This window comes from Aphanothece stagnina RSMan2012, assembly GCF_046764815.1.
Taxonomy (GTDB): Bacteria; Cyanobacteriota; Cyanobacteriia; order PCC-6307; family Cyanobiaceae; genus NIES-981.
The window spans coordinates 1-23,427 of the sequence record NZ_JBKOUC010000007.1 but is presented as its reverse complement, the minus strand read 5'-3'; the positions used below and the strand labels follow the sequence as shown (position 1 = coordinate 23,427).

General features: G+C 70.1%; 24 protein-coding genes and 2 pseudogenes. 5 read left to right on the top strand and 21 right to left on the bottom strand.

All coding sequences use genetic code 11. The annotated features are described in order from the left end of the window. Nucleotides 1–15: 15 nt before the first annotated feature. From ACLNEE_RS06135 to ACLNEE_RS06125, 3 genes are read right to left on the bottom strand one after another with little or no spacing between them, the layout of a single operon-like run. Nucleotides 16–477: a TIGR03792 family protein gene (locus ACLNEE_RS06135; RefSeq protein WP_411421727.1), complete on the bottom strand. Its 462-nt coding sequence runs from the start codon at nucleotides 475–477 to the stop codon at nucleotides 16–18. Nucleotides 478–533: 56 nt separating this feature from the next. Beyond that, nucleotides 534–1,019, bottom strand: a complete 486-nt coding sequence (ispF, locus tag ACLNEE_RS06130) for a 2-C-methyl-D-erythritol 2,4-cyclodiphosphate synthase (RefSeq protein ID WP_411421728.1) — start codon at nucleotides 1,017–1,019, stop codon at nucleotides 534–536. A 21-nt stretch (nucleotides 1,020–1,040) separates the two neighbouring features. After that, nucleotides 1,041–1,493 (bottom strand): NfeD family protein, encoded by a 453-nt coding sequence (locus ACLNEE_RS06125; protein ID WP_411421729.1) that lies wholly within the window; start codon nucleotides 1,491–1,493, stop codon nucleotides 1,041–1,043. 64 nt (nucleotides 1,494–1,557) lie between these two features. On the opposite strand from ACLNEE_RS06125, the gene ACLNEE_RS06120 reads away from it, so the two are divergent. Further along, the gene (locus ACLNEE_RS06120; protein ID WP_411421730.1) at nucleotides 1,558–2,439 is read left to right on the top strand and encodes an SPFH domain-containing protein; all 882 of its coding nucleotides are present in this window, start codon (nucleotides 1,558–1,560) and stop codon (nucleotides 2,437–2,439) included. On the opposite strand, the gene ACLNEE_RS06115 is transcribed toward ACLNEE_RS06120, so the two are convergent. The 4 genes from ACLNEE_RS06115 to era are packed head-to-tail and all read right to left on the bottom strand — an operon-like array spanning nucleotide 2,430 to nucleotide 5,145. Continuing rightward, nucleotides 2,430–2,786: a heavy metal-binding domain-containing protein gene (locus tag ACLNEE_RS06115; RefSeq protein WP_411421731.1), complete on the bottom strand. Its 357-nt coding sequence runs from the start codon at nucleotides 2,784–2,786 to the stop codon at nucleotides 2,430–2,432. The genes ACLNEE_RS06120 and ACLNEE_RS06115 overlap by 10 nt on opposite strands. After that, the gene (gene trmD, locus ACLNEE_RS06110; protein ID WP_411421732.1) at nucleotides 2,780–3,514 is read right to left on the bottom strand and encodes a tRNA (guanosine(37)-N1)-methyltransferase TrmD; all 735 of its coding nucleotides are present in this window, start codon (nucleotides 3,512–3,514) and stop codon (nucleotides 2,780–2,782) included. The genes ACLNEE_RS06115 and trmD overlap by 7 nt, the downstream gene beginning before the upstream one ends. A 5-nt stretch (nucleotides 3,515–3,519) precedes the next feature. Then, nucleotides 3,520–4,044 (bottom strand): phycobiliprotein lyase, encoded by a 525-nt coding sequence (locus tag ACLNEE_RS06105; RefSeq protein WP_411421733.1) that lies wholly within the window; start codon nucleotides 4,042–4,044, stop codon nucleotides 3,520–3,522. Between the two features lie 54 nt (nucleotides 4,045–4,098). Continuing rightward, on the bottom strand, nucleotides 4,099–5,145 hold the full coding sequence (gene era / locus ACLNEE_RS06100; RefSeq protein WP_411421734.1) for a GTPase Era: 1,047 nt from the start codon (nucleotides 5,143–5,145) through the stop codon (nucleotides 4,099–4,101). Between the two features lie 90 nt (nucleotides 5,146–5,235). Here era and ACLNEE_RS06095 point away from each other — a divergent pair, with 90 nt between their 5' ends. Beyond that, on the top strand, nucleotides 5,236–5,763 hold the full coding sequence (locus ACLNEE_RS06095) for a hypothetical protein (protein WP_411421735.1): 528 nt from the start codon (nucleotides 5,236–5,238) through the stop codon (nucleotides 5,761–5,763). Between the two features lie 124 nt (nucleotides 5,764–5,887). Here the strand turns inward: ACLNEE_RS06095 and ACLNEE_RS06090 are convergent, their stop codons facing one another. The 5 genes and pseudogenes from ACLNEE_RS06090 to ACLNEE_RS06070 all read right to left on the bottom strand — a co-directional run bounded on the left by ACLNEE_RS06090 (nucleotide 5,888) and on the right by ACLNEE_RS06070 (nucleotide 11,818). After that, nucleotides 5,888–6,625, bottom strand: coding sequence for a Bax inhibitor-1/YccA family protein (locus ACLNEE_RS06090; protein ID WP_411421736.1), 738 nt, complete (start codon nucleotides 6,623–6,625; stop codon nucleotides 5,888–5,890). Between the two features lie 89 nt (nucleotides 6,626–6,714). Continuing rightward, nucleotides 6,715–7,716 carry a PhoH family protein gene (locus ACLNEE_RS06085; RefSeq protein ID WP_411421748.1) on the bottom strand — a complete coding sequence of 334 codons (1,002 nt, stop codon included), beginning with the start codon at nucleotides 7,714–7,716 and terminating at the stop codon, nucleotides 6,715–6,717. 170 nt (nucleotides 7,717–7,886) lie between these two features. Then, nucleotides 7,887–8,123: pseudogene (gene rpsP / locus ACLNEE_RS06080) on the bottom strand (30S ribosomal protein S16); the annotation flags it as partial. Nucleotides 8,124–8,173: 50 nt separating this feature from the next. Beyond that, entirely contained in the window at nucleotides 8,174–9,643 is a 1,470-nt protein-coding gene (gene ffh / locus ACLNEE_RS06075; protein ID WP_411421737.1) for a signal recognition particle protein, read from the bottom strand. Between the two features lie 126 nt (nucleotides 9,644–9,769). Further along, nucleotides 9,770–11,818: an ARC6/PARC6 family protein gene (locus ACLNEE_RS06070; RefSeq protein WP_411421738.1), complete on the bottom strand. Its 2,049-nt coding sequence runs from the start codon at nucleotides 11,816–11,818 to the stop codon at nucleotides 9,770–9,772. Between the two features lie 138 nt (nucleotides 11,819–11,956). Between ACLNEE_RS06070 and pdhA the strand changes: the two genes are divergently transcribed. Next, nucleotides 11,957–13,087, top strand: coding sequence for a pyruvate dehydrogenase (acetyl-transferring) E1 component subunit alpha (gene pdhA / locus ACLNEE_RS06065; protein ID WP_412006901.1), 1,131 nt, complete (start codon nucleotides 11,957–11,959; stop codon nucleotides 13,085–13,087). Nucleotides 13,088–13,154: 67 nt separating this feature from the next. On the opposite strand, the gene ACLNEE_RS06060 is transcribed toward pdhA, so the two are convergent. The 3 genes from ACLNEE_RS06060 to ACLNEE_RS06050 all read right to left on the bottom strand — a co-directional run bounded on the left by ACLNEE_RS06060 (nucleotide 13,155) and on the right by ACLNEE_RS06050 (nucleotide 16,886). After that, entirely contained in the window at nucleotides 13,155–14,003 is an 849-nt protein-coding gene (locus tag ACLNEE_RS06060) for a histone deacetylase family protein (protein ID WP_412006900.1), read from the bottom strand. A gap of 65 nt (nucleotides 14,004–14,068) precedes the next feature. After that, complete coding sequence (locus tag ACLNEE_RS06055; RefSeq protein WP_411424452.1) at nucleotides 14,069–14,995, bottom strand: sigma-70 family RNA polymerase sigma factor; 927 nt, start codon at nucleotides 14,993–14,995, stop codon at nucleotides 14,069–14,071. 154 nt (nucleotides 14,996–15,149) lie between these two features. Continuing rightward, complete coding sequence (locus ACLNEE_RS06050) at nucleotides 15,150–16,886, bottom strand: NAD(P)H-hydrate epimerase (protein WP_411424451.1); 1,737 nt, start codon at nucleotides 16,884–16,886, stop codon at nucleotides 15,150–15,152. 50 nt (nucleotides 16,887–16,936) lie between these two features. Here ACLNEE_RS06050 and mnmA point away from each other — a divergent pair, with 50 nt between their 5' ends. Beyond that, on the top strand, nucleotides 16,937–18,151 hold the full coding sequence (gene mnmA, locus ACLNEE_RS06045; protein ID WP_411424450.1) for a tRNA 2-thiouridine(34) synthase MnmA: 1,215 nt from the start codon (nucleotides 16,937–16,939) through the stop codon (nucleotides 18,149–18,151). Between the two features lie 38 nt (nucleotides 18,152–18,189). Here mnmA and ACLNEE_RS06040 read toward each other — a convergent pair whose 3' ends face one another. The 3 genes from ACLNEE_RS06040 to ACLNEE_RS06030 are packed head-to-tail and all read right to left on the bottom strand — an operon-like array spanning nucleotide 18,190 to nucleotide 20,353. Then, nucleotides 18,190–18,435 carry a 2Fe-2S iron-sulfur cluster-binding protein gene (locus ACLNEE_RS06040; protein WP_411424449.1) on the bottom strand — a complete coding sequence of 82 codons (246 nt, stop codon included), beginning with the start codon at nucleotides 18,433–18,435 and terminating at the stop codon, nucleotides 18,190–18,192. Next, a complete protein-coding gene (locus ACLNEE_RS06035) occupies nucleotides 18,435–19,934 on the bottom strand; it encodes a cobyric acid synthase (protein ID WP_411424453.1) in 1,500 nt (499 codons plus the stop codon). Before ACLNEE_RS06035 ends, ACLNEE_RS06040 begins: the two co-directional genes overlap by 1 nt. Nucleotides 19,935–19,972: 38 nt before the next feature. Further along, nucleotides 19,973–20,353, bottom strand: a complete 381-nt coding sequence (locus ACLNEE_RS06030) for an Npun_F0494 family protein (RefSeq protein WP_412006899.1) — start codon at nucleotides 20,351–20,353, stop codon at nucleotides 19,973–19,975. A gap of 45 nt (nucleotides 20,354–20,398) precedes the next feature. Between ACLNEE_RS06030 and ACLNEE_RS06025 the strand changes: the two genes are divergently transcribed. Further along, nucleotides 20,399–20,989, top strand: a complete 591-nt coding sequence (locus tag ACLNEE_RS06025; protein WP_411424447.1) for a Maf family protein — start codon at nucleotides 20,399–20,401, stop codon at nucleotides 20,987–20,989. Here the strand turns inward: ACLNEE_RS06025 and ACLNEE_RS06020 are convergent. The 3 genes and pseudogenes from ACLNEE_RS06020 to ACLNEE_RS06010 all read right to left on the bottom strand — a co-directional run. Further along, nucleotides 20,976–21,704, bottom strand: coding sequence for a YcgJ family protein (locus tag ACLNEE_RS06020; RefSeq protein ID WP_411424446.1), 729 nt, complete (start codon nucleotides 21,702–21,704; stop codon nucleotides 20,976–20,978). The genes ACLNEE_RS06025 and ACLNEE_RS06020 overlap by 14 nt on opposite strands. A gap of 215 nt (nucleotides 21,705–21,919) precedes the next feature. Continuing rightward, on the bottom strand, nucleotides 21,920–23,308 hold the full coding sequence (gene psbC, locus ACLNEE_RS06015; RefSeq protein ID WP_411424445.1) for a photosystem II reaction center protein CP43: 1,389 nt from the start codon (nucleotides 23,306–23,308) through the stop codon (nucleotides 21,920–21,922). Further along, nucleotides 23,292–23,427, bottom strand: a pseudogene (locus tag ACLNEE_RS06010) (photosystem II D2 protein (photosystem q(a) protein)); the annotation flags it as partial. The gene psbC and the pseudogene ACLNEE_RS06010, both read right to left, overlap by 17 nt.

Below are 23,427 nucleotides of genomic sequence, written 5' to 3'. Positions count from 1 at the left end.
TGGGTGGGCGGGCTGTCATTGGGGCACCAGTTCGCCTTCGAACACCAGCGGGAACGGGTTGCCCCGCGCCGTGCCCGTGTGTTCCCGGGCGAGGCTCTCGAACGCCTGCTGGATCCTCTGGACCTCCTCGGCCGGAATGCCTTGCCACGAGGCCCGGTCGGCCCAGCGGATCAGCAGGGTGGCCTCCTCGTTGGCGGGATCCCAGAGCACCTGGCGATCGAGGAAGCCGGGTTGTTGGCGCAGCCAGGGCTCCCAGCTGGCCCGTTCGGCCCGCAGCCAGGCCTGCCGCAGCGGGGCGGGCACCTTGAGCCTGAGGATTTCGACCACGGGGCCTTCTGTGCGGTAGGGGGAATCAGGCACTGTGTCGCGATCCAGAACCGTGGCGATGGCGGCCGGCGTGGAATTGGCGGGGGGGGCGGCCAGGCTGGCCGAAGGGTGGCTGCTGAGCAGCAGCAACAGGCCCAGCGACAGCGCCACCAGCCTAGGAAGCCCCGTCCATCGCGGGCGCCGGGGCTGTGGTGGGCCTGGCCGGATCATGGCTTCTGCAGCAGGGCCACGGCATGGCAGGCAATGCCTTCCTCCCGCCCCTCGGGGCCGAGCCGTTCGTTGGTGGTGGCCTTGATGCCCACCTGATCGCTGGCCAGGCCCAGGCGGGTGGCGATGGCGGCCTGCATCGCGGTGATGTGGGGTTTCAGTTTGGGGCGCTCCGCCACCACCACGGCATCGAGGTTGATCACTTCCCAGCCCCGTTCCCGCACCAGGGCCATCACCCGCTCCAGCAGCACCAGGCTGTCGGCCCCTTTCCACTGGGCCTCCTCGGGGGGGAAGTGCTGGCCGATGTCCCCCAGGGCCACTGCCCCCAGCAGGGCGTCCATCAGGGCATGCACCAGCACGTCGGCGTCGCTGTGGCCATCGAGACCGAGCTTGTCCGGGTGGTCGAGCCGCTGTCCCCCCAGGATCAGCGGCCGCCCGGGCACCAGGCGATGGATGTCGTAGCCGTTGCCGATCCGCAGCTGCATGACGCCAGCCTCCCGCTGCGCTCAGTTTCCACCACCACCCCCTGCCGTGGGCTCGGGGAGCACCTGCAGATGGTTGCCATCGCGGCCCATCACGGTCACCGCGGTGCCGGGCGGCAGCCTCTGGCCGGCCTCGAGATTGGTGGCGGCCCAGCTCTGGCCCTGCCAGCGCACCCGCCCCTCCGCATTCCCCTCGAAGCCGCCGATCACCTCGGCCCGCTGGCTGCGGCTGCTGGCGGGGATGGCACGTTCGCGGCTCTGACGCTCCCAGCGGCGCAGGGCGAGCAGACCCGCCAGGCTCAGTGCGGCGAACACCCCCACCTGCACGAGGGGCGGCCAGGGCAGCAGGGCGCAGAGCACGGAGACCAGCAGCGCGGCCACGCCCGCTTCCAGGAGGCCATCGAACTCCGCGCCCAGCCACTCGACCCCCAGCAGCGCCAGTCCCACCAGCAGCCAGATCACGGAGGCCAGGGCCATGCGGAGTGGATGGTGTGCACCATCCATGCTGCTTAGGGTTGGACCGCGCTGCACCCTTTGCACCATGGAACCCGTCCTCGGCCTGCCGGCGCTGGTGGTGATGGCCTTCCTCGGCCTCAACAGCGTCAAGGTCACCAGCGGCGGTCAGTCGCGACTCGTGGAGCGGCTGGGCAAGTACGACCGCCAGCTGCAGCCGGGCCTCTCCTTCGTGCTGCCGGTGGTGGAGAAGGTGGTGAGCCATGAGTCGCTCAAGGAACGGGTGCTCGACATTCCGCCCCAGCAGTGCATCACCCGCGACAACGTCTCGATCGAGGTGGATGCGGTCGTCTACTGGCAACTGTTGGAGCACGCCCGGGCCTACTACGCCGTCGACAACCTGCAGGCGGCGATGGTGAACCTGGTGCTCACCCAGATCCGCGCCGAGATGGGCAAGCTCGACCTCGACCAGACCTTCACCACCCGCCAGGAGGTGAATGAGGCGCTGCTGCGGGAGCTCGACCAGGCCACCGATCCCTGGGGCGTGAAGGTGACCCGGGTGGAAATGCGCGACATCAAGCCCTCCGCCGGGGTGCAGCAGGCGATGGAGCAGCAGATGACCGCCGAACGCGAAAAGCGGGCGGCGATCCTGCGCTCCGAGGGGGTGAAGGAGAGCGAGCTCAATGCCGCCCGGGGGCGGGCCCAGGCCCTGATCCTGCAGGCCGAGGCCGAGGCCCGCCAGCAGACCCTGCAGGCCGAAGCCCGGGCTTCCGCCGCCACCCGTCTGGCCGAAGCCATCGAGGCCAACCCCGCCACCGCAGAGGCCCTGCGGCTTCTGCTGGCCAGTGAGTGGATGGCCATGGGGGAGCAACTGGCCCAGGCGAAGGGCGGCAGCGTGCTCATGGTGGATCCCCAGAGTCCGGCGTCCCTGCTCGCCGCCCTGAAGGGACTGCAGCAGGGTCAGACCTGAGGGGGCGCCGGTGCCGGCGGCAGGGGGACGGTCAGCTGCACGGCGGTGCCGGTGGCACACACCATCAGCATGCCGCCGGCCTGCCCCACCACCTCGTAGTCGAGGCTGAGGCCCACCACTGCATCGGCTCCCATCAGCCGGGCCCGCCTGTCGAGCTCGTCCATGGCGGCATCGCGTGCCTTCTGCAGGGCGTCCTCGTAGGCCCGGGCGCGGCCACCCACCACGTCCCGCACGCTGGCGAGCAGGTCGCGGAAGATGTTGGCGCCCAGGATGGTCTCTCCATGCACCACCCCGAGGTAGCGGAGGATCGGCCGACCTTCGACCGTCGGTGTGGTCGTGATCAGCATGGGCTGCTCGACTCCTCAGTCGAGGACTGACCCGCGGGGTTTCGGGCGGCCTGCCAGCGGGCGTAGAGGTCCGGCCGGCGCTCCGAGGTGCGCGTCTGCTGCTGTTCGGCTCTCCAGCGGGCCACGGCGCCGTGGTCGCCGCTGCGCAGCACCGCCGGCACCTCGAGGCCGCGGAAACTGGCGGGCCGGGTGTAGTGGGGGTGCTCGAGCAGCAGGTTGGAATGGCTCTCGTCCTCCAGGCAGGCCTCGGTTCCCACCGTGCCCGGCAGCAGCCGCACCACGCCGTTGATGATCACCGCCGCGGGCAGCTCGCCGCCCGTGAGCACGAAATCGCCGATCGACACCTCTTCGTCGGCCAGGCTGCGGATCCGCTCGTCAAAGCCCTCGTAGTGGCCGCAGAGCAGCACCAGCTGGTCGCAGCTGCTGGCCCAGCGCCGCAGGTCGGCCTGGCGGAGCGGCTGGCCCTGGGGGCTCATCAGCAGCACCCGCCGCCGCGGCAGCACGGGGATCGCCTCCACGGCGGCGAATACCGGCTCGGGCTTGAGCACCATGCCGGCGCCACCGCCGTAGGGCTCGTCGTCGACCTTGCGGTACCGGTCGCTGGCGTGGTCCCGCGGGTTGTGCAGGTGCAGCGAGGCGATTCCGGCCGCGAAGGCCCGACCGATCACCCCCAGCGCCAGCAGCGGCGCGAAGGCATCGGGGGCCAGGCTGACCACATCGAGACGCATGGCGCTCAGGCCCCGGTCGCGGGCCGGCTGACGCGGCGAATCTCGGAACTGAAGCTGGCCCGGGCGGGGAGGCCGTCCCCCGGGTGTTCCACCGTGCTGCGCAGCCGCAGGTTGGGCTTGGTGAACCAGATGCGCTCGCGAACCTCGCCGCTGCCCTTGCGGATCCGCAGCTCGAGGCTGCCGTCAGGCCAGAGCTCCCAGTGCCCTTCGCCGCCGTGGGCCGCGGAGAAGCGGCCATCAGCGCTGAACTGAAGCTGGCGGGGCACGCCGCCCTTCGGCCCCACGCTCAGGCCCCCGGGATCGCGGCTGGCCTCCAGCGGCTCCAGAAAGGCCACCACCAGCTCCCCCCGCTCGCTGCTGTGCCATTCGTCCCCCTGCTCCCCCGCCGCGGCGGCGTCGAGGGCGAACTGGCTGCGCAGGCTCATCCACTCGCCCGCACAGAACCGCAGGAAGTCACCGATCTCCTGGGGAGGGAAGGGCGGCGGCGCTGCGGTGGGGGTGGCGGTGGCGGTGGCGGGCGTTTCAGTCATGGAGCCATCTTCTCAGCTCCCCTTCCCCACCGCTCGGGTGGCGAGGCTGCGGGGCTAGTCGCCCCGATACCCCAGCTCCGCCAGCCTGGCCGCGCTGCGGCGCCAGCCGGGCACCACCTTCACGAACAGTTCCAGGTAGACCGGGCCGGCGAACACCTTTTCCATCTGGAGGCGCGCGCCCTGGCCGATGGTCCGGAGCATGCGCCCCCCCTTGCCGATCAGGATGCCCTTCTGGCTGGAGCGCTCCACCAGCACCGTGGCCAGCACGGCCGTGCGGGGCCCATCCTCGACGACCCGGTCGATGCTCACGGCCACCGAATGGGGGACTTCCTCGCGGGTGTGGCTGAGCACCTGTTCGCGGATCAGCTCGGCCATCAGCAGCTGCTCCGGCTGGTCGCTGACGGCGTCGGCCGGATAGAGGTGGGGGCCAGGCGGCAGGGCCGCACTCAGGGCCTGCACCAGTTCGGAGGTGCCCGCTCCCGTCAGGGCGCTGACGGGGTGGAGGGGCCAGTCCAGGGGCGGAGGCCCCCCAGGATCCGCGTCCTGGCCGCCACCGGCCAGCAGCTCCCGGTAGCTGGCCGCGAGCTCCTGCCGCCGCTCGGGGCTGACCAGGTCGTGCTTGTTCAGGGCCACATGCACCGGCGCCCTGCAGTGCCGCAGCAGTTCGACGATGAAGCCGTCGCCGCGGCCGGCCGGCTGGCTGCCGTCCACGAGCAGCAGCACCACGTCCACCTCGCCGATGGCGCCCCGGGCGGTCTTCACCAGCCGTTCGCCGAGCAGGTGGTGGGGCTTGTGGATACCCGGGGTGTCGAGCAGTACCAGCTGGGCCTGGGGGGTGGTGAGGATGGCCCGCAGCCGGTTGCGGGTGGTCTGGGCGATCGGGGAGGTGATCGCCACCTTCTGGCCCACCAGCTGGTTGAGCAGGGTGGATTTGCCCACGTTGGGCCGCCCGATCAGGGCCACGAAACCGGAACGGAACGGTTCAACCCCATCCGGCTGCCCCAGCAGTCGCGCTGATTCGGCGGGATCAGGGATCGGCAGCAGCACTCCCTCCTCGGCCTGCGGGGCCGTAGCGCTGGGGGGCTGGTCGGAAGGGTCCATCCCTCCAACAGTGCCAGTCCGCAGGGACCCGTGGTGGCCCTGGTTCCATAACCTCAGGTCTGTTCGCCCTTCCCTGGGTTTCCTCACACCATGACTGCGCCGCCCCTCGAACCCTCCTTCCCGCAGGCGATGGAAATCACCGCCCAGTGGCTGGGACTGTGGGAGAACGGTGAACTGAGCGAGGAGGTGCTGGCCGATCGGATCGGTGAGCTCGTGTCCAGCCGCGACGGGGCCCGCGGCTTCTTCGTGGTGAGCCTGGCCGGGGACTGCCCCCTGATGGACCGCCTGCCCGAGCCGCTGGTCCAGCAGCTGCGGGCCGCGGGCGATGGCGTGGTGGACCTCTCCGCCCGCAACCTGGCCATGAGCACCGCCATGGCGCTCCACCACCGGCGCGCCGGGGATGGGGGTCAGGAGGCCTCCTCCGAACGGGTGGCCAGCCGCTGCACCGAGCTGCTTCGCCTGCTCGAGCCCCAGGCCGTCAAGCAGCGACTCGAAGGCCTGCTCGAAGCCGCCCGCCACGGCAGCGGCGCGGATGTCGCCTTCCTCGAGCGCTGGGGTTACGACGCGGAGCAGCGGGAGGCGATCGCGAGGGCCGTCGTGGCGGTGGCGGAGACCTGAGCCCTCGATATTCCGACCCTGACCATGCAACGCCTGACCAAGAAAAAGCGCCCCGGATGGGGGCGCTGAGGCGGTGGTCGCCGGATGAGAAGGGCCCGCGACGGATCTCAGCCGCCAGGCACATTCAGTCGCGGCGGCCTCCACCCTGGAGGGCAATGATCAGGCGCAGGATGAAGATGAACAGATTGATGTAGGTGAGGTACATCCCCAGGGCACCGGCCAGGTACTGCTCGTCGCTGTAGGTGCGGGGCATCGTGTAGAAGTCCACGAAGGCCGCGCCGATGAACAGCACGGTGCCGAAGCCTGCGATCAGCAACTCGAAACCGTTGCCCCCGAACATGCCGGGCACGAACAGGCTCCCCACGATCTGCACCACCATGGCGATGAGCAGGCCGATGATGCCCAGACCGACCACGGCGCTGAGGGCCTGGCCGACGCTGTCACTCATGCGGCGGCCGGTCACCGAGGCGATCACGAACGTGATGCCGGTGGCCAGCGTGGCGGTGCCGATGGCTCCGACCCCGGCGACGCTGAGCGCGTAGGCCACGATCCCGCTCAGGGTGAAGCCGGTGATCAGGCTGTAGGTGGCGAGCAGGGGCAGGGCCGTGCCGTTGTTGCCCTTCATGGCCACGTTCTGGGCCACGAAGAAGAGGATGAAGTTGCCGATCAGGGCCACCCAGAAGAGGGGCATGAACAGCCCCGGGCTGCTGGCCATCAGGGTCAGGCCTCCGAGCACGCCGCCGGCGGTGAGCACCATGCCGCCCCCCACGTAGGGAAGGGCCCTGTTGACGACATTGGGCCCCACCAGGGCGCTGGATTGCGCCTCGCGGATGGCCTCCTGGAAATTGCTGCTGGCAGGCATGACGCCCCAGAGTTTCGAACTGGAACCATCCTGCCAGTGTCGAGCGGGTGGCGGCAGGGCACCGGGGCTCGCGGCAGGTGCGGATCTCCCTATGAACGGCGGGCCGGCTCCCGCAGGGGCCGGCGGGCATCGCGCTGGGCGTAGGCGTTCACCAGCCGCTGCACCAGCGGGTGACGCACCACATCGGCCGCCGAGAGATGGCAGATCGCCACACCCTCCACCCCATCGAGCACCTGGGCCGCCTCGCTCAGCCCGCTCATCACCCCCGGCGGCAGGTCCAGCTGGGTGGGGTCCCCGGTCACCACCATGCGGGAGTTCTCCCCGAGGCGCGTCAGCACCATGCGCATCTGGGCCGTGGTGGTGTTCTGCGCCTCGTCGAGGATGACGAAGGCATCGGCGAGGGTGCGGCCCCGCATGTAAGCCAGGGGTGCGACTTCGATCACACCCTTCTCGAGCAGGGCCGAGGTGCGTTCCGCCCCCAGCAGCGCGTGCAGCGCGTCATAGAGCGGACGGAGGTAGGGGTCGACCTTCTGCTGGAGGTCCCCGGGCAGGAATCCCAGCCGCTCGCCGGCCTCCACGGCCGGGCGGGTGAGGACGAGCCGCTGGACCTTGCGCTCATTGAGCATGCGCACCGCCAGCACGGTGGCCAGGAAGGTCTTGCCCGTGCCGGCGGGACCCAGGGCGACCGTGAGGTCATGGGATTCCATCGCCTCGACGTAGGCCTTCTGGCGCAGCGTGCGCGGCCGCAGCAGCTGGCCGCTCTGGCTGCGGGCCAGGACCTGCTCCCCCAGGGAGCGGTGCTCGGCGCTGCGGCCGGTGTCCAGGGCCTGCAGGGCGGATTGGACATCGACCTCGCTGATGCCCTGCCCCTCCTGCCAGAGGGGGCGCAGCATCTCGATCAGGGTCTGGGTGCGCTCCAGCTGGTTGGGCCTGGCGTTGATGCAGAGCTCGAGACCACGCAGCACCAGCGAGGCTCCCGTCAGGGCCTCGAGGCGCCGGAGGTTGACCTCCCCCTGCCCCGCCAGAGCGAGGGCTGCGCTGGTGTCGGGCAGGCAGACCGAGGCCTTGGTGGGCTGCTCCAGCCCGCCCATCGGGCCGGGACTCAAGCCTCGGCGGTGGCTGGAGCTTCAGCGGCGGCTTCCGCAGCAGCGGCAGCCTCGGCGGCCTTGGCTTCGGCGGCCTCCTTGGCCGCCTGCTTGGCGGCAGCTTCGCGGGCTGCGGCCTGCTTGGCCTGCCCCACCACCACGGAAGCACGCACGCGCTTCTCGACGAGGCCGCCACGCTCGAGCAGGGTCAGCACCGTGTCGGTGGGCTGGGCACCCTGGGCGAGACGGGCGCGGATGGCCTCGGTGTCGAGCCGGGTCTCCTTGGTGCGCGGGTTGTAGAAGCCGAGCTCCTCGAGCGGGCGCCCGTCCCGGCGGGACGTGCTGTTGGTGGCCACCAGGCGGAAGCTCGCTTCCCGCTTCTTGCCAAACCGCTTCAGGCGGAGCTTGATCATCGTGGCTGTGCCGCTAAGTGTCCAAACAACCAGAGTACCTCTTCGGGTGCCTAGAGCTGGCCGAACCCCTTGCGTTTCTTGGCTGGCCTGGGGGCCTTGCGGGGGCTCCCGGCCCGGTTGCCGGCCGCCCCCATGCCCGGCATGCCGCCCCCCATTCCGGGCATTCCCCCCATCCCCGGGAATCCGCCGCCCATCCCCGGCATCCCCGGCATCCCGCCACCCCGGGTCATCTGCTGCATGAAGCCGCGCATGCGCTGGAAGTCCGCCAGCACCTTGTCCACGTCGGCCGGACTGTGGCCGCTGCCGCCGGCGATGCGCCGCCTCCGGGAGGGTGCCGCGGCCAGCAGATCGGGATCGCGTCGCTCGGCTTCGGTCATCGAGCCGATCATCGCCTCGATCTTCCGGAGCTGCTCTTCGCCCTGTTTGAGCATGCCGTCGTCGATCTTGTTCATGCCCGGGATCATCTTCATCAGGCCGCCCAGGGAGCCCATGCGCTTGATCAGGCGCATCTGCTGCACGAAGTCGGAGAAGTCGAAGGTGGCTTCCTGGAGCTTCTGCTGCATCTTGGCCACATCGGCCAGCTCCACCTCCTTCTGGGCCTTCTCCACCAGCGTGAGCACATCGCCCATGCCGAGGATGCGGCTGGCCATCCGCTCCGGGTGAAAGGGCTGCAGTGCCTCCACCTTCTCGCCGGTGCCGATGAACTTGATCGGCGCGCCGCTCACCTTGCGGATCGAGAGGGCGGCGCCGCCGCGGGAGTCGCCGTCGAGCTTGGTGAGCACGGCGCCGGTGATGCCCACCTGCTCGTGGAAGGCGCGGGTGAGCTCGGCCGCTTCCTGGCCGATCATCGAATCCACCACCAGCAGCACCTCGTCGGGGCTGCAGGCCTCGCGGATCCGCACCATCTCCTCCATCATCGACTGGTCGATCTGGAGGCGTCCGGCGGTGTCCACCAGCACCGTGTCGAAGCCCTCGGCCTTGGCTTTCTCGATCCCGGCGGCGGCGATGGCCTCGGGCTTGGCCTCGGTGCCCAGGCTGAACACCTCCACGCCAATCTGGCCGCCGAGGGTCTTGAGCTGCTCGATCGCCGCCGGGCGGTACACGTCGGCCCCCACCAGCAGCGCCTTGCGGCCCTGATCCTTGAGGTGGAGGCCGAGCTTGGCGGTGGCGGTGGTTTTCCCTGCACCCTGCAGGCCGGCCATCAACACGACCGAGGGCGCACCGGGCTTGCCGCCGGCGGCCAGGGGGGCGTTCTCGCCGCCCATGGTGTCCACGAGCTGCTCGTGGACCACCTGGATGAACTTCTGATCCGGGCTGATGCCGCGCACCACCTCGGCCCCGAGGGCCTTGCGCCGCACCTCGGCGACGAAGTCCTTCACCACCGGCAGGCTCACATCGGCCTCCAGCAGGGCGCGCCGCACCTCCTTCAGGGCCCCGTCGACGTTGGTTTCGCTGATGGTCCCCTGGCCGCGCAGGTTCTTGACGGCGTCTTCAAACCGCTGGGAAAGCTCGTCGAACATCGAGGCCGGGTCTCAGGGGAGCAGGGGCGGTGGTTGCCGCCGGGTGGGTTGATCGTAAAAAGCGGAGCTGCAGAAGGAGCTGCACAGCAGGATGCTGCCGAACAAGCGGCGCCGCGCGAGCCGGCGTCAGCGGGTCGGCCCGAAGCCGGCCAGTCGCCAGACGTCCCCATCGCGGCCGAAGACATACCGGTTGCGCAGCTCCAGTTGGCTGGCCTGGCCGAGGGGATTGCCATCCGGCCCCCGACGCTGGTCGCTGTAGCGGATCGTGGCCTCGGCGGCGATCCGGTTGGGCCCCTGTTCCGTGATGGTCAACCCTTCCACGGCGGTGGTGATCGCCTGGGTCTCATTGCGGGCCGCATCGTCGCGGCGTTCCTGTTCGAGCCGCTCGATCTGGGCGGGGCGCGCGAGGGAGTCGAGGGGCTGCCCCGCCTCCTTGCCCGCCAGAACGGCGGCCTTGGCGGCGAGCCACCGTTCCAGCAGGGCCTTGATCTCGGCCTCGGAGGGCTCGGCGCTGCGCAGCGGTGCGGCTGCCGGTTGGGAGGGTGTCGGTTGGCTGGCTGTCGACTGGGGTGCCGTCGACTGGGGGGCCGTCGGAGTGCTGCTGGCCGGTTGTCCGGCCTGCTGCCCCGCTGGTTTCTCAGCCGATTGGCCGGGCGGTGCCTCCCCGGCGACGGGTTGGACCACGATCGGCGTGGCCGGTGGGCGGGGGCGCAGCAGGGCGACCAGGCCGAGGCCGAGCACCCCGGCGGCCACGGCCGCAGCCGTGATCAGACCACGGCGTCCGCCGGGGGGGCGCCAGGAGGGCCAGTTCAGCGAGGGGAGACGCCACTGGGGGGGCCAGTGGGGCATCCAGCTCTCCTGCCAGTCGAGTTCGTCGTCGAAGTCGTCTCCGCCCGGGGCCTCCGGCTCCAGGGGGGGACGGAACGGTCCCGACTCGGCCGAGCCCTGTGCAGCGGTGAAGGGGTTGCTGAAGGGATCCAGACCTGGACTGTCGAACGGAGGCGACAGCACAGGGGGAGCCAGCCGTTCGATGTAGGCCTGCACATCCCGGTCGGCGAAGTAGGCCTCAAGGTCGGCTTCGGCTTCCAGATCGCGGTAGTGGGGCAGGACATCCCGGGCGAGCCACTCACTGCACCAGGCGCAGAGCTGGCCGAGGGGATCACTGCTCTGGTTCTCGGCCCAGCGCAGCAGGGCTGGGTCGGCCCCCACCTGGAAGGCACGCTGGGCCGCCTCCACCTGGCCGAGCAGCAGGTGCAGGCAGGCCAGCAGGGGCTGGAGTCCCTCCAGCCCGCTGGACTCCAGCCGCTGCTGGGCTTCGGCGATCCGCTCCGGTTTGCGCTGGGCGAAGCCGGACGCGGTGAGGGCCGTGCTCGCCACGAAATCGGCGGCGGGCGAGTCGCTGGCCCAGCGACTGAACAGATCGATCTGCTCCTGGACGGTGAGATGGTCGCGGATCTGCTTGAAGAAGGCCTGGAAGTCCTCGGGGCTGAGGGTCGGGTCCGCATCACCCTCGAGCCCCCCCCGGTCGCGCACGAGCTCCTCCAGCAGTGCCAGGCCTTCGGAGCGTTCCTCGATCGCCGCGAGGTTGCGGCTGAGCAGATCGAGCACCCGGAAGGGACGCAGGCGCTGGAGTTCCTCGCTGATCGCCTGCCGCAGGTGCGGATGCTGGCCCACCCGCTGCAGCAGCTGCAGCCCGCTGCGCAGGGTATGGGCGGCCGCTTCATAGAGGCGGTGGTCCTTCTGCTCCCGGGAGGCCGCCAGACAGGCCAGAGCGGCCAGGCGGCTGAGGTCCGTTTCGCGGCCGCTGCCGAGTGTCGGAGCCTGGGGAGGCTGCAGCCGTCGGCAGGCCAGGTCGAAGCACTCCAGGGGCTGGCCAGCCTCGAGGAGGAGCAGCAGGCCACCCAGTTCCCGGCTGCTCGGGATCTTCAGGCCATGGACGGGATGGCCCGTGCCGGCATGGGCCGTCAGCTCGGCCTCGTAGACCTGGCGTCGGGCGGTGTCGGTGAGCAGGTCGGCACTGTCACGCAGCAGGGCCTCGCGGGCCTGGAGCGTCTCGCTGGTGAATCCGTCGTCGGGAGCCCGGTTGAGCCGGTGCTCCAGGGTGCGGAGCACCGACTGGGCGTCCGTGGTCGGGCTGACACCGAGCAACCGGAAGTGATCGATCGGCAGTTCCAACCCATGCGGCCAACTGGAGGCCGACTGTAGTCAGGGTCTTCGGTTTTGGCTGCCCCGATCACAGTCGTGGCTGCCAGACCCCGTACAGTTCGTGCAGCTTCCGCCTTCGCTGAAGGGCCGCCCGACGGACTTCCCGACATGACCCAGGCCGACACCAGTCGCGATATGACGGCGGATTCCGCCCTGGCCGGATCCGGAGCTCCCGGCTGCTCCGCCGATTCCACCCACGTGGCCGGCCCCCACGCCGAACGGCTCGAGAACCTCTACCCCGCCACGCCCGCCACGGTGACCCGGGACGAGGGGCTGATGCTCTACCGGGACATGGTGCTGGGGCGCCGATTCGAAGACAAGTGCGCGGAGATGTACTACCGCGGCAAGATGTTCGGCTTCGTGCATCTCTACAACGGCCAGGAGGCCGTGAGCACGGGCGTCATCAAGGCGATGAAGGCTCAGCACGACTGGTTCTGCAGCACCTACCGCGACCACGTCCATGCCCTCAGCTGCGGCGTCCCCGCCCGCGAGGTGATGAGCGAGCTCTTCGGCAAGGAGACGGGCTGCAGCAAGGGCCGGGGGGGCTCCATGCACCTGTTCTCACGGGAGCACCACCTGCTGGGTGGCTATGCCTTCATCGGCGAGGGCATTCCCGTGGCTCTGGGGGCCGCCTTCACCAGCCGCTACAAGCGCGATGCCCTCGGCGATGCCAGCAGTGACGCCGTGACCGCGGCGTTCTTCGGCGACGGCACCTGCAACATCGGTCAGTTCTACGAGTGCCTCAACATGGCGGCGCTCTGGAAGCTCCCCATCCTGTTCGTGGTGGAGAACAACAAGTGGGCCATCGGCATGGACCACAACCGCGCCACGAGTGATCCGGAAATCTGGCGCAAGGCCGCGGCCTTCGGCATGGCCGGCGAGGAGGTCGACGGCATGGATGTGCTCGCCGTGCGCGCCGCCGCCCAGCGGGCCATCGAACGGGCCCGGGCCGGTGAAGGCCCCACCGTGCTGGAGTGCCTCACCTACCGCTACCGGGGCCATTCCCTGGCCGATCCTGACGAACTGCGGGCCGAGGCGGAGAAGGAGTTCTGGGCCCGGCGTGACCCGATCAAGCGCCTGGCGGCCCATCTGGTGGAGCACACCCTCGCCACGGCCGAGGAGCTCAAGGGCATCGACAAGGACATCGATGCGGAGATCGCCGACTGTGTGGCCTTTGCCCTCGAGGCTCCCGAGCCGAGCCCCGAGGAACTGACCCGTTACATCTGGGCTGAGGACTGACTGGGCTCAGGCCTGACTGGCAGAGCGGTCAAAGCCGGGGCCTTCCAAGCCTGTGTCACAGCCCATGTCACAGCCCGTGCAGGCGGGCCTGTTCCGCCGCAGCCCGGAACACCAGTGCGTGGCGCCTCACCAGGTCCGGCAGGGGGCCGTAGCCGCCGCCGATCACCGTCGCCACCGGAATGCGCCGTCTCAGGCAGGCATCCAGCACCAGCCTGTCGCGGTTCATCAGCCCCTGATCGGTGAGGCAGAGCCTGCCGAGACGGTCTTCGCGGTGGGGATCCACCCCGGCGTTGTAGAGCACCAGGTCGGGTTGGATCTGATCCAGCAGCTCGGGCAGGTGATCACCGACGGCCGCCAGATACTCCTGGTCTTCCAGGCCATCCGCCAGGGGAAGATCGCAATCGCTCACTTGTTTGCGCAATGGAAAATTGCTGGCGCAATGGGCTGAGAAGGTGAACACCCGTGGATCTCCGGCAAAGATCAACGCGGTGGCATCCCCCTGATGCACATCCAGATCCACCACCACCAGTCGCCCCACGCTCCCTTCCTGCAGCAGAACCCGGGCGGCGACCGCCACGTCATTGAAGATGCAGAAGCCGCTCCCCTGGTCGGGAAAGGCATGGTGGGTCCCGCCGGCCAGATGACAGGCCACCCCATGGCGCAGGGCGAGCCGCGCCGTGAGCAGGGTGCCTCCCACCGACAACCAGGTGCGTCGCACCAGGGGCTGGCTGCTGGGCAGCCCGATCCTGCGCTGCTCGCCTGGGCTCAGCTCATCGCGGGCAAAGGCCTGGTGGTAGCGGCGGGGGTGCACCAGCTCCAGCCAACGCCGGGGAATGGGCAGCGGTCGGTGCACGCTGGTGGCGTCGGCCAGGCCCTGCCTTTGGAGCAGCTCGAAGAGCAGCCGGAACTTGGCCATCGGAAAGCGATGGCTGCTCGGCAGCGGGGCGGAATAGGCGGGGTGGTAGACGAGCGGTGGTGGGCTCAGATGCTGCTGGGCATGCGCCGGGTGAGGTTCCGGAGTTTTCGCAGGGCCTTCAGTTCAACCTGGCGGACCCGCTCGCGGGAGACCTCCAGCTGCCGTCCGATCTCGGCGAGGGTGTGGCGATCGGCCCCCTCGAGGCCGAAACGCAGCTGCAGCACCTGACGCTCCTGGTCGCTGAGGTGGGTGAGCCAGTGGTCGAGCTGCTCCTGATGCATGCCCCGCTCCACCTGGTCCAGGGGCTCTTCGTTGCTGGAATCGGCAATCAGATCCCCCAGGAAGCTGCGGCCTTCATCGCCATTCACCGGGGCATCGAGGCTGGAGGTGGTGAGGGCCTGGCGCAGCAGGCTGTCCAGCTCGTCGAGGGGAAGGGCCATCGCCTCGGCGATTTCCTGACGGCTGGGCATGGCGCCCAGTTTGTGGGCCAGATCCAGGCTCACCTTGCGGATCGCGCTGAGGCGTTCACTGAGATGGACGGGGAGGCGGATGGTGCGGGACTGGCAGGCGATGGCCCGGGTCATGCTCTGGCGGATCCACCAGAAGGCATAGGTGGAGAACTTGTAACCGCGGGTGGGATCGAATTTTTCGACCGCCCGCTCCAGACCCAGGGAGCCTTCCTGGATGAGATCGAGCAGTTCCAGTCCCTTGCCCTGGTATTTCTTGGCGACGCTCACCACCAGCCGGAGGTTGGCCTTCATCATCCGCTGCTTGGAGCGCTTGCCGATGCGCAGCAGTTTGCGTTCATGGTCGGAGTAGGTCACCTTCCCCTCCTCCAGCAGGTGCATCATCACCTGAACCTGGTTGCCGAGTTCGATCTCCTCGGCAGGGGTGAGCAGGGGTTCCCGGCCGATGCTGGCCAGGTACCAGCTGATCGGATCACTGCTGCGCCGGCGACTGCTGTCGCTGGCCCTTGAGGGGGAAGCGGTCATCGTGACGCAGGAATGGGAGTTAAACTATCAACCCAGAAATGGCATGCCCTGTGTAGTTTCAGTAACGCTTCAGCTTTTGCTTGCAAAACCACACAATTGTCGGCGGGCTGATTGGTCAAAGCACCGATCAGCCTTTCCGGCAAGGTCCGGGTGGTCAGTTCTGGCTGGGCGTTGCTGACCAAGCAGCTCCGCTGTCTCCTGAGGATCGAGCGGGGTCGAGCCCGATGCCCGCCAGTTCAGCGGCGATGGCCGGTGGGGAGCAGCGTCCCGGGCCGCCCAGGACCCCCAGGCGTCGGCCGGCCTCGGCATGGGCCAGGGTGGCGGCGGCCAGCACGGGGGCCAGCACGGTCGTCAGCTCCGATGCCGGATGCGGGCGGTGCGGTTCACCGCTTGCCGCCAGGGCCATGGCGCCCACCGCCGTCACATACCCGGCCAGCACATCGCCCAGACCCGCCCGGGCGGCGTTGGGTTCGCTCTCCAGCAGCTGCCAGCAGCGGCCATCGGGTGCGGCCACCACGCTGCGGGCCCCCTTGAGCACCACGGCGACACCGCTCTGGCAGGCCGCGGCGGCCGCGGCCTCCAGGGGTGGGCGTTCGGCCCATTGGGGGAACAGGCGCGCGAATTCCCCGGCATGGGGGGTGATCCAGGTCGGTCCCCGGCGCTGCTGCAGCCACGCGGTGGGGGTCGGGTCCGAACCGCCCGCCACCCCCTCTGCCACCCCCACTGCCAGGCGGTTGAGACCGTCGGCATCCAGCACCAACAGGCCGCCAAAGGCCCCCAGCCGCTCCCAGCTCTCCCGTTCAGCCGCCGCCAGGCTGGAGGGGATCGATGCCGTGGACGGGTGCGGGCAGCCCAGCCCGGGGCCCACCAGCACCGCATCGAGCCGTTCCAGGTCGGCGCAGGACAGGCCGGCCAGCAGCAGGTTGCCGTGGGGGTCGCCGTCCAGTTCCCGGCTCACCACCACATGGGGCGCGCTGGTCTGGAGGGCGTCCCCCAGGCCCGCTGGTCCGGCGGCCCGCAGGCTGCCGCAGCCGGCCGCACTGGCACCGGCCAGGGCCAGATGCCCCGCCCCCCGGAAGCGCCGGCTTCCCGCCACCACCAGCACCCGCCCGCGGGCGTATTTGCCGGCTGCCGGCTCGAGCCGCGGCCAGGGGGCGTTCGCCAGGTCGCCCGGCGCCAGAGCGAGCGGCTGGGCCTGGGGCAGGCTGGCCAGCAGGGGAGCCGGCAGTCCGAGGTCGATCCGCTCGAGCTGCCCCACCCAGGCCAGAGCCTGGTCCTGCACCAGCCCCTGCTTGATCAGGCCGATGCAGAGGGTCTGGCTGGCGCGGGCAGCCACCTGACCCAGGCAGATGCCGCTGTCGCTGCAGAGTCCGGTGGGAACGTCCACGGCCACCAGCCCCTGGGGGGCGCGCTGCTGGCGCTGCGCCAGCAGCGCTTCGATCAGCTCCCCGGGGGGGCGGCGCTGGCCGATGCCCAGCAGGGCATCGATCCAGAGGGCGCCGCCGCCGGGATCCGGCGTGCCTGTGACCGCCGCGATGCCCAGCCAGTCGGCATGGCGCCGGTGCAGGGCGGTGAGCGGCTTGCTGCGCTCGAACGGACTCCAGATCTCCACGGCGATCCCGGCCAGATGCAGTTCCCGGGCGATCACCAGCCCGTCCCCGCCGTTGTGCCCCGGCCCCACCAGCACCACGGCGCCGCTGTTGCGGAGCCGCGGCCCATGCTGTGCCAGCAGCCGCCGGCTCACCGCCAGGGCGGCCTTCTCCATCAGGGCCTCGACGGGCAGGCCGCTGGCGAACAGCTGCTCCTCCAGGGCGGCCATCTGGGCGCCGCTGACCAGGAGGTGCCGGGCATCGCGGGAAGGCCAGGACGGTGGGGATGGCGGCTCGGACACGGCAGGGGCGGGGCGCTCGGTCTCATGATGGAGACCTCATGGTGGAGACCATGGCCGCCATACACCTCACGTTGCCCCGCGACGCCCCTGCAGCCAGCTCCTGCGCCACCCCCGCCGGTGCCGAGGCCCTGGCGCGGCTGCGCGCCTGGCCCGGGGAGCATCGGGTGGCGGTGGGGCTCTCCGGAGGGGTGGACAGTTCGCTCACGGCCGCCCTGCTCGTGGAAGCCGGCTGGCAGGTGGAGGGCCTCACCCTCTGGCTGATGAGCGGCAAGGGCGCCTGCTGTGCCGAGGGCCTGGTGGATGCCGCGGCGATCTGTGACCAGCTGGGGGTGCCTCACCACGTGGTCGATTTCCGCGAGCACTTCCGCGGCCAGATCGTCGATTTTCTGGTGGCTGGCTATGCGGCCGGGGTGACGCCCCTGCCCTGTTCCCGCTGCAACCGCGAGGTGAAGTTCGGCCCGATGCTCGCCTGGGCCGAGACGGAGCGGGGGATCGAGCGGATCGCCACCGGCCATTACGCCCGGGTGCGTCACGGCGCCGCCGGTGATCCCCTGCCCGTCCCTGGGGATGGCCGGGATCGGCACCAGCTGCTGCGCGGCCTGGATGGGCGCAAGGACCAGAGCTATTTCCTCTACGACCTTCCCCAGGGGAACCTGGGCCGGCTGGTGTTTCCCCTCGGGGAGCTCACCAAGGCCGACACGCGCCTCGAGGCCGAGCGCCACGGCCTGCGGACGGCGCAGAAGCCCGAGAGCCAGGACCTCTGCCTGGCCGATCACCATGGATCGATGCGGGCCTTTCTGGATGCCTACCTGCCCCCGCGCCAGGGGGAGATCGTGCTGGCTGATGGCACCGTGGTCGGCCACCACGACGGCATCGAGCACTTCACGATCGGGCAGCGCAAGGGGCTCGGGGTCGCCTGGCGGGAGCCCCTGCATGTGGTGCGGCTGGAGGCGGCGATGAACCGGGTGGTGGTCGCCCCGCGCTCGGAGGCGGCCCGCGGCTCCTGCGTCGTGGGGGCGGTGAACTGGGTGTCGATGGCCCCGCCCGAGGAGCCCGTCGAGCTGACCGTGCAGGTGCGCTACCGCAGCGGGCCGGAGCGGGCCCTGCTCACCCCACTGCCGGCCAGCGAGGCTGACCGGCAGGCCGGACGGCCCTACAGGGTCCGGCTGGACTTCGCCGAGGAGCAGTTCTCGATCACCCCCGGCCAGGCGGCGGTCTTCTACGCCGGCGAGGTGCTGCTGGGGGGTGGGCTGATTCAACCCTGACCACCTCCCAGGCCCGAACGCTCATCAGTGGGGATCGCTCACCAGTAGGGATCGCTGGCCAGTTCCACCCGCAGCTCGCCGCTGCGGGCTGGCGGAACCGTGGCGATGCAGGCCCTCACCATCCGGCCGTTGACCTCGATCTCACAGGCGCCGCAGCTCCCCCCCAGGCAGCCCGTGGGGATGGTCACACCGGCGGCCCGGGCCGCCTCCAGCCAGGCGGAACCGCTGGTGGCCTGGCTGGTGGTGCCATCCGGCCAGTGGATGCGCAGGACGCTGCTGGGCATCAGGGAGCGAGCAGGGGGGTGAGGTCGGTGTGGGCTTCGAAGGCGTCGGCGAGGCGCTCGAGCAGCAGCTCACGCTGCTCCCCATGGTGGGGCTGCTGCTCGCTGAGCGGCGGCAGTCCCCGCCGTTCGCGCAGCCGGTTGAGCCAGCGTCGCCGCCAGGGGCCACTCTCGAACACACCATGCAGGTAGGTGCCCGCGGCCATGCCGCCGCATGCACCCACGGGGCGCCACCATCCGAGCCCCGCGTCGATCGAGAGCGGCGCCGTCGACTGCGGCTGCCCCGGCCCTCCGGCGTCCCCCAGGAGCTCGCTGTGGCCACGGTGCAGCTCGAAGCCCCGCAGTTCGAGCGGGGAGCCCGGCGGCCAGAGGGCGGCGCTGCGGCGCTGCCGCAGCGCCTTGCCCGGGGCGAAGACCGTGCGCAGCGGCATCAGCCCAAGGCCTGCCTGCTCCCCGGCGTCGCCTTCCAGCCCCTCGGGGTCGGCCAGTTCCTGCCCCATCATCTGCAGCCCGCCGCACAGGCCGAAGACGTGCCCACCGGCGCTCAGATAGCTCGCCAGGGCGGCAGGCAGGCCGTGGCGGCGCAGGCTGGCGAGATCGCGCAGGGTCTGCTTGCTGCCGGGCAGGATCACGGCATCGGGCTGGCCCAGGCTGTCCCCGGGGCGCACCCAGCGCAGCTGCACGCTCGGTTCGGCCTCGAGGGGATCGAGGTCGGAGAAGTTGCTGAGCGACGGCAGCCGCAGCACGGCGATCTCCAGCTCCGACTCGCGCTTGCGGCCGCGGCGTTCCAGCAGATCGAGTGAATCCTCCGGGGGAAAGAGCTCCTCCAGCCAGGGCATCACCCCCAGCACCGGCACCCCGGTGTGCTCCTGGAGCCACTGCCGTCCCGCGTCGAAGAGCTCCCGCCTGCCGCGGAAGCGGTTGATCAGCAGACCGCGGATCAGGGGGCGCTGCACCGGGGACAGCAGCTGCAGGGTGCCGACCAGCTGGGCGAACACCCCGCCGCGCTCGATGTCCGCCACCAGCAGGCACCGGGCCCGCAGGAACTGGGCCAGCCGCAGGTTGGTGAGATCGCGGGCCTGCAGGTTCACCTCCACCGGACTCCCGGCCCCCTCGAGCACCAGCCGGCCCCCGGGGTGGGCGCTCTGCAGGGTCGCCAGCCCCTGACGGATCGCGGCCCAGCCGGGTCTGAACCAGTCGCGGTAGTAGTGCTCGGCTCGGGCGATGCCGGCGGCGCGGCCGAGGTGAATCACCTCACTGGTGCTGTCTCCCTGTGGTTTGAGCAGCACCGGGTTCATGGTGTGGTGGGGTTCCAGCCCGGCGGCCCAGGCCTGGAGGGCCTGGGAGTAGGCCATCTCCCCCCCGCCGGCGTCCACCCAGGCGTTGTTGCTCATGTTCTGCCCCTTGAAGGGCAGGGGTTGCTCGCCCCGCCGCCGCAGCACCCGGCAGAGGGCGGCGGTCATCAGCGACTTGCCCGCGCCGCTGCTGGTGCCCAGCACCATGAGGGCCGGGGGCCCTGCCAAGCGGCGCGATGCTGCCGTCACAGTCGGGGGCGGCGGCGCCGCAGCTGATGGTGAAGCCGCTCCAGCAGGGGGGCCGGGGGGATCTCGCCGGGCCAGAGCTGCAACAGCTCCCGCCCCATCGGCGTCAGCCTGACCCGTTCGGTCAGACCCTGACCGTCGACCTCGCGGCGCAGCACGCCGAGGCGGATCAGCCAGAGCCAGTGCTCTTCCACGCCCTGGCTGCTGAGCCTGCCGCGGCAGAGCTGGCCCGCCTCGGGGAGCCGGCAGAAGGCGGTGCTGCTGAGGGGCTCGGATGCCACCCGCTCATAGAAGGCCCGGCGGAACGGCAGACAGCGCAGCGCCTGGGCTGCCCGCGACCGGGCTCGATCGTCCCGCAACAGGGGGCTGAGGCTGGTCACCGGCCGATGTTTCATGGGGGGATTCTCCCCGAGTCCCCCCCGGCCATGCTGGTTCTTGCCTCCGCCTCACCGGCGCGCCGGCGCCTGCTGGAACAGGCCGGGATCCCCCATCGGGTCAGGGTGAGCGGGGTGGATGAGCAGCTGTTCCAGCGCTCCGACCCCCGGGACCTTGTGGTGGCCCTCGCCCGGGCCAAGGCCGAGGCCGTGCGGGGCCGCCTCGAGCCTGGTGAGGGCCCGGTGCTCGGCTGTGATTCGGTGCTCGTGTTTGAGGGGGAGGTGTTCGGCAAGCCCCGGGATGCCGAGGAGGCGGCAGCCCGCTGGCGGCGGATGGCGGGGAACTGGGGCGAGCTGCACACCGGTCACTGCTTGCTGTCCCGGGCCCCTGCCCCGGCAGCCGCCCCGTCGCCGGCCGAGGCTGTGGTGACGACCCGGGTCCACTTCGCCCTGCTGAGGGAGCCCTCGATCCTGGCCTATGTCGCCAGCGGTGAGCCCCTGCAGTGTGCCGGGGGCTTTGCCCTCGAGGGCCGGGGCGGGATGCTGGTGGAACGGATCGAGGGCTGCTTCAGCAATGTGATCGGCCTCAGCCTGCCCCTGCTGCGGCGCTGGCTGGCCGATCACGAACTCAGCGATCCTTGAACAGTTCGCCGATGCCCTCGCTGGCATTGCGGCTGCGGCCCAGGCCACTGTTGGCCCGGGTGGCCACAAGGGTCATGTCACGCCAGCGGAACACGCCGGTGTAACCATGGTCGATGTAGGTCACCGGCCAGGAGCCCGTGGCGTCGGTGACTTGAAGGCGGTCGCTGCGGTCGGAGAAGACGAAGCGCCGTTCGTCGGGCAGGTTCACCACGTAGCGGGTCACACCGTCCCGGCGCTCCACGAGCCGCAGGGAGCAGGTTCCGTCGTGCATCAGGTTGGCGCCCCTGGCCAGGGTGCAGCGGCCGGAATAGGTGGTGATCTCCCGGTCTGGGCGGGTCACCTTGCCGAACAGCTCGCGGGTCATCTCCCGGTCCAGGCGCCGACGACCGTTGCCGTCACTCCAGCAGGTCTCCTCGCGGACGTCACAGACCGTGCCGTTGCTCAGGCTGAATTCACGGCTGGGGGGGCGACCGATCAATCCGCTCCAGAGCCTGCGTTCCGCCTGGGGACCGAAGTACGTGCGGGTGTGCGGCAGGGAGACGCCATCGCGGTCGTAGCAGGTCTGGCTGGCCTGATCGCAGATCACGCCACTGCCGGGCATGGAGACGGGATCCGGCCGGGCCTCCACCGGTGCATGGGTGGCCAGGAGGCCCGCCGTCACGGCCGCGGCCCCAGCCAGGGCGGTGAGACAGACGTTGTGAGGCCGAGCTTTCATCGTTGGGAGGGGGTGTGAGGACTGGCGTTGCAGGCGCTGCGGGCAACGCTGGTCCATACGGTATGGAGCGGGTGTGCACCAGCCATGACGGCCAGCCGCCAAGATCTGACCAGATCTGACAGCGCGACCACGGCATGAAAAAGCCCCCGCCGCAGGGCGAGGGCTTGGCTCAGATCTGCTGAAACTCCCGAGGCCCTTGGGGCCTGAACCAGGAATCAGTCGAGATCCGGCATGGCCAGGGTGGGCTCGGCCTGACGGTCGATGCCCTTCTCGAAGCCGGCGGCGGCAGCCCGGGCGCGGCCGGCATGCCAGAGGTGGCCGACCAGGAAGAAGAAGGCCAGCACGAACTGCGTGGAGGCCAGCCACTGGCGGATGTTGACGAAGTTCACCGAGTTGGGCTCGGTGATGATGCCGCCCACGGAGTTGAGGGAGGCGTTGGGGGCGTGGGTCATGTACTCAGCCGCGCGGCGGACCTGCCAGGGCTGAATGTCGTTCTGGAGCTTGTCGAGGCTGAGGCCGTTGGGGCCCCGCAGGGGCTCCAGCCAGGGGCCACGGAAATCCCAGAAGCGCATGGTCTCACCGCCGAAGATGATCTCGCCGGTGGGGGAGCGCATCAGGTACTTGCCCAGACCGGTGGGGCCCATGGCCGAACCGATGTTGGCGCCGAGGCGCTGGTCGCGCACCAGGAAGGTGAAGCTCTGGGCCTGGGAGGCTTCGGCGTTGGTGGGGCCGTAGAACTCCGAGGGGTAGGCGGTGTTGTTGAACCAGATGTAGGCCGAGGCGATGAAGCTCATCAGGCTGAGCGCGCCGAGGCTGTAGCTCAGGTAAGCCTCACCGTTCCAGATGAAGGCGCGACGCACCCAGCCGAAGGGCTTGGTGATCACGTGCCAGATGCCACCGAAGATGCAGATCAGGCCGATCCAGATGTGCCCACCGATGATGTCTTCCATCGAGTCCACCCCGATGATCCAGCCCTCACCGCCGAACGGCGCGCGGGTCAGGTAGCCGAAGATGACCCCGGGATTGAGGGTGGGGTTGGTGATCAGGCGCACGTCGCCGCCACCGGGGGCCCAGGTGTCATACACACCGCCGAAGAACATGGCCTTGAAGACCAGCAGCAGGGCGCCGACGCCGAGAAGAATCAGGTGATAACCAATGATGTTGGTCATCTGGTTCTTGTCGCGCCAGTCCTGGGAGAAGAACGAGGAGTAGTTCTCAAGGATCTCGGGACCACGCAGCGCGTGGTACAGGCCGCCCAGGCCGAGCACGGCCGAGCTGATCAGGTGGAGCACACCGACCACGAAGAAGGGGTAGAGGTCGGTGACCTCACCACCAGGGCCGACGCCGTAGCCGAGGGTGGCCACGTGGGGCATGCAGATCAGCCCCTGCTCGTACATGGGCTTGTCGAAGGTGAAGTGGCTCACCTCGAACAGCATCATCGCTCCGGCCCAGAAGACCATGAGGCCGGCATGGGCCACGTGGGCGCCGAGCAGGCGGCCGGAGAGGTTGATCAGGCGGGCGTTGCCCGCCCACCAGGCGTAACCGGTGGAGTCGAGGTCCTTGCCCCCCACACTCACCAGCCCGGAATTAAAGGGCGTTTCCACGGGGCAGTACCTCTTCAGGGAAGACGAAGTTTTCGTGCGGCTGGTCAGCCGGGGCCATCCAGGCGCGGAGGCCTTCGTTCAGAAGGATGTTCTTCGTGTAGAAGGTCTCGAATTCGGGG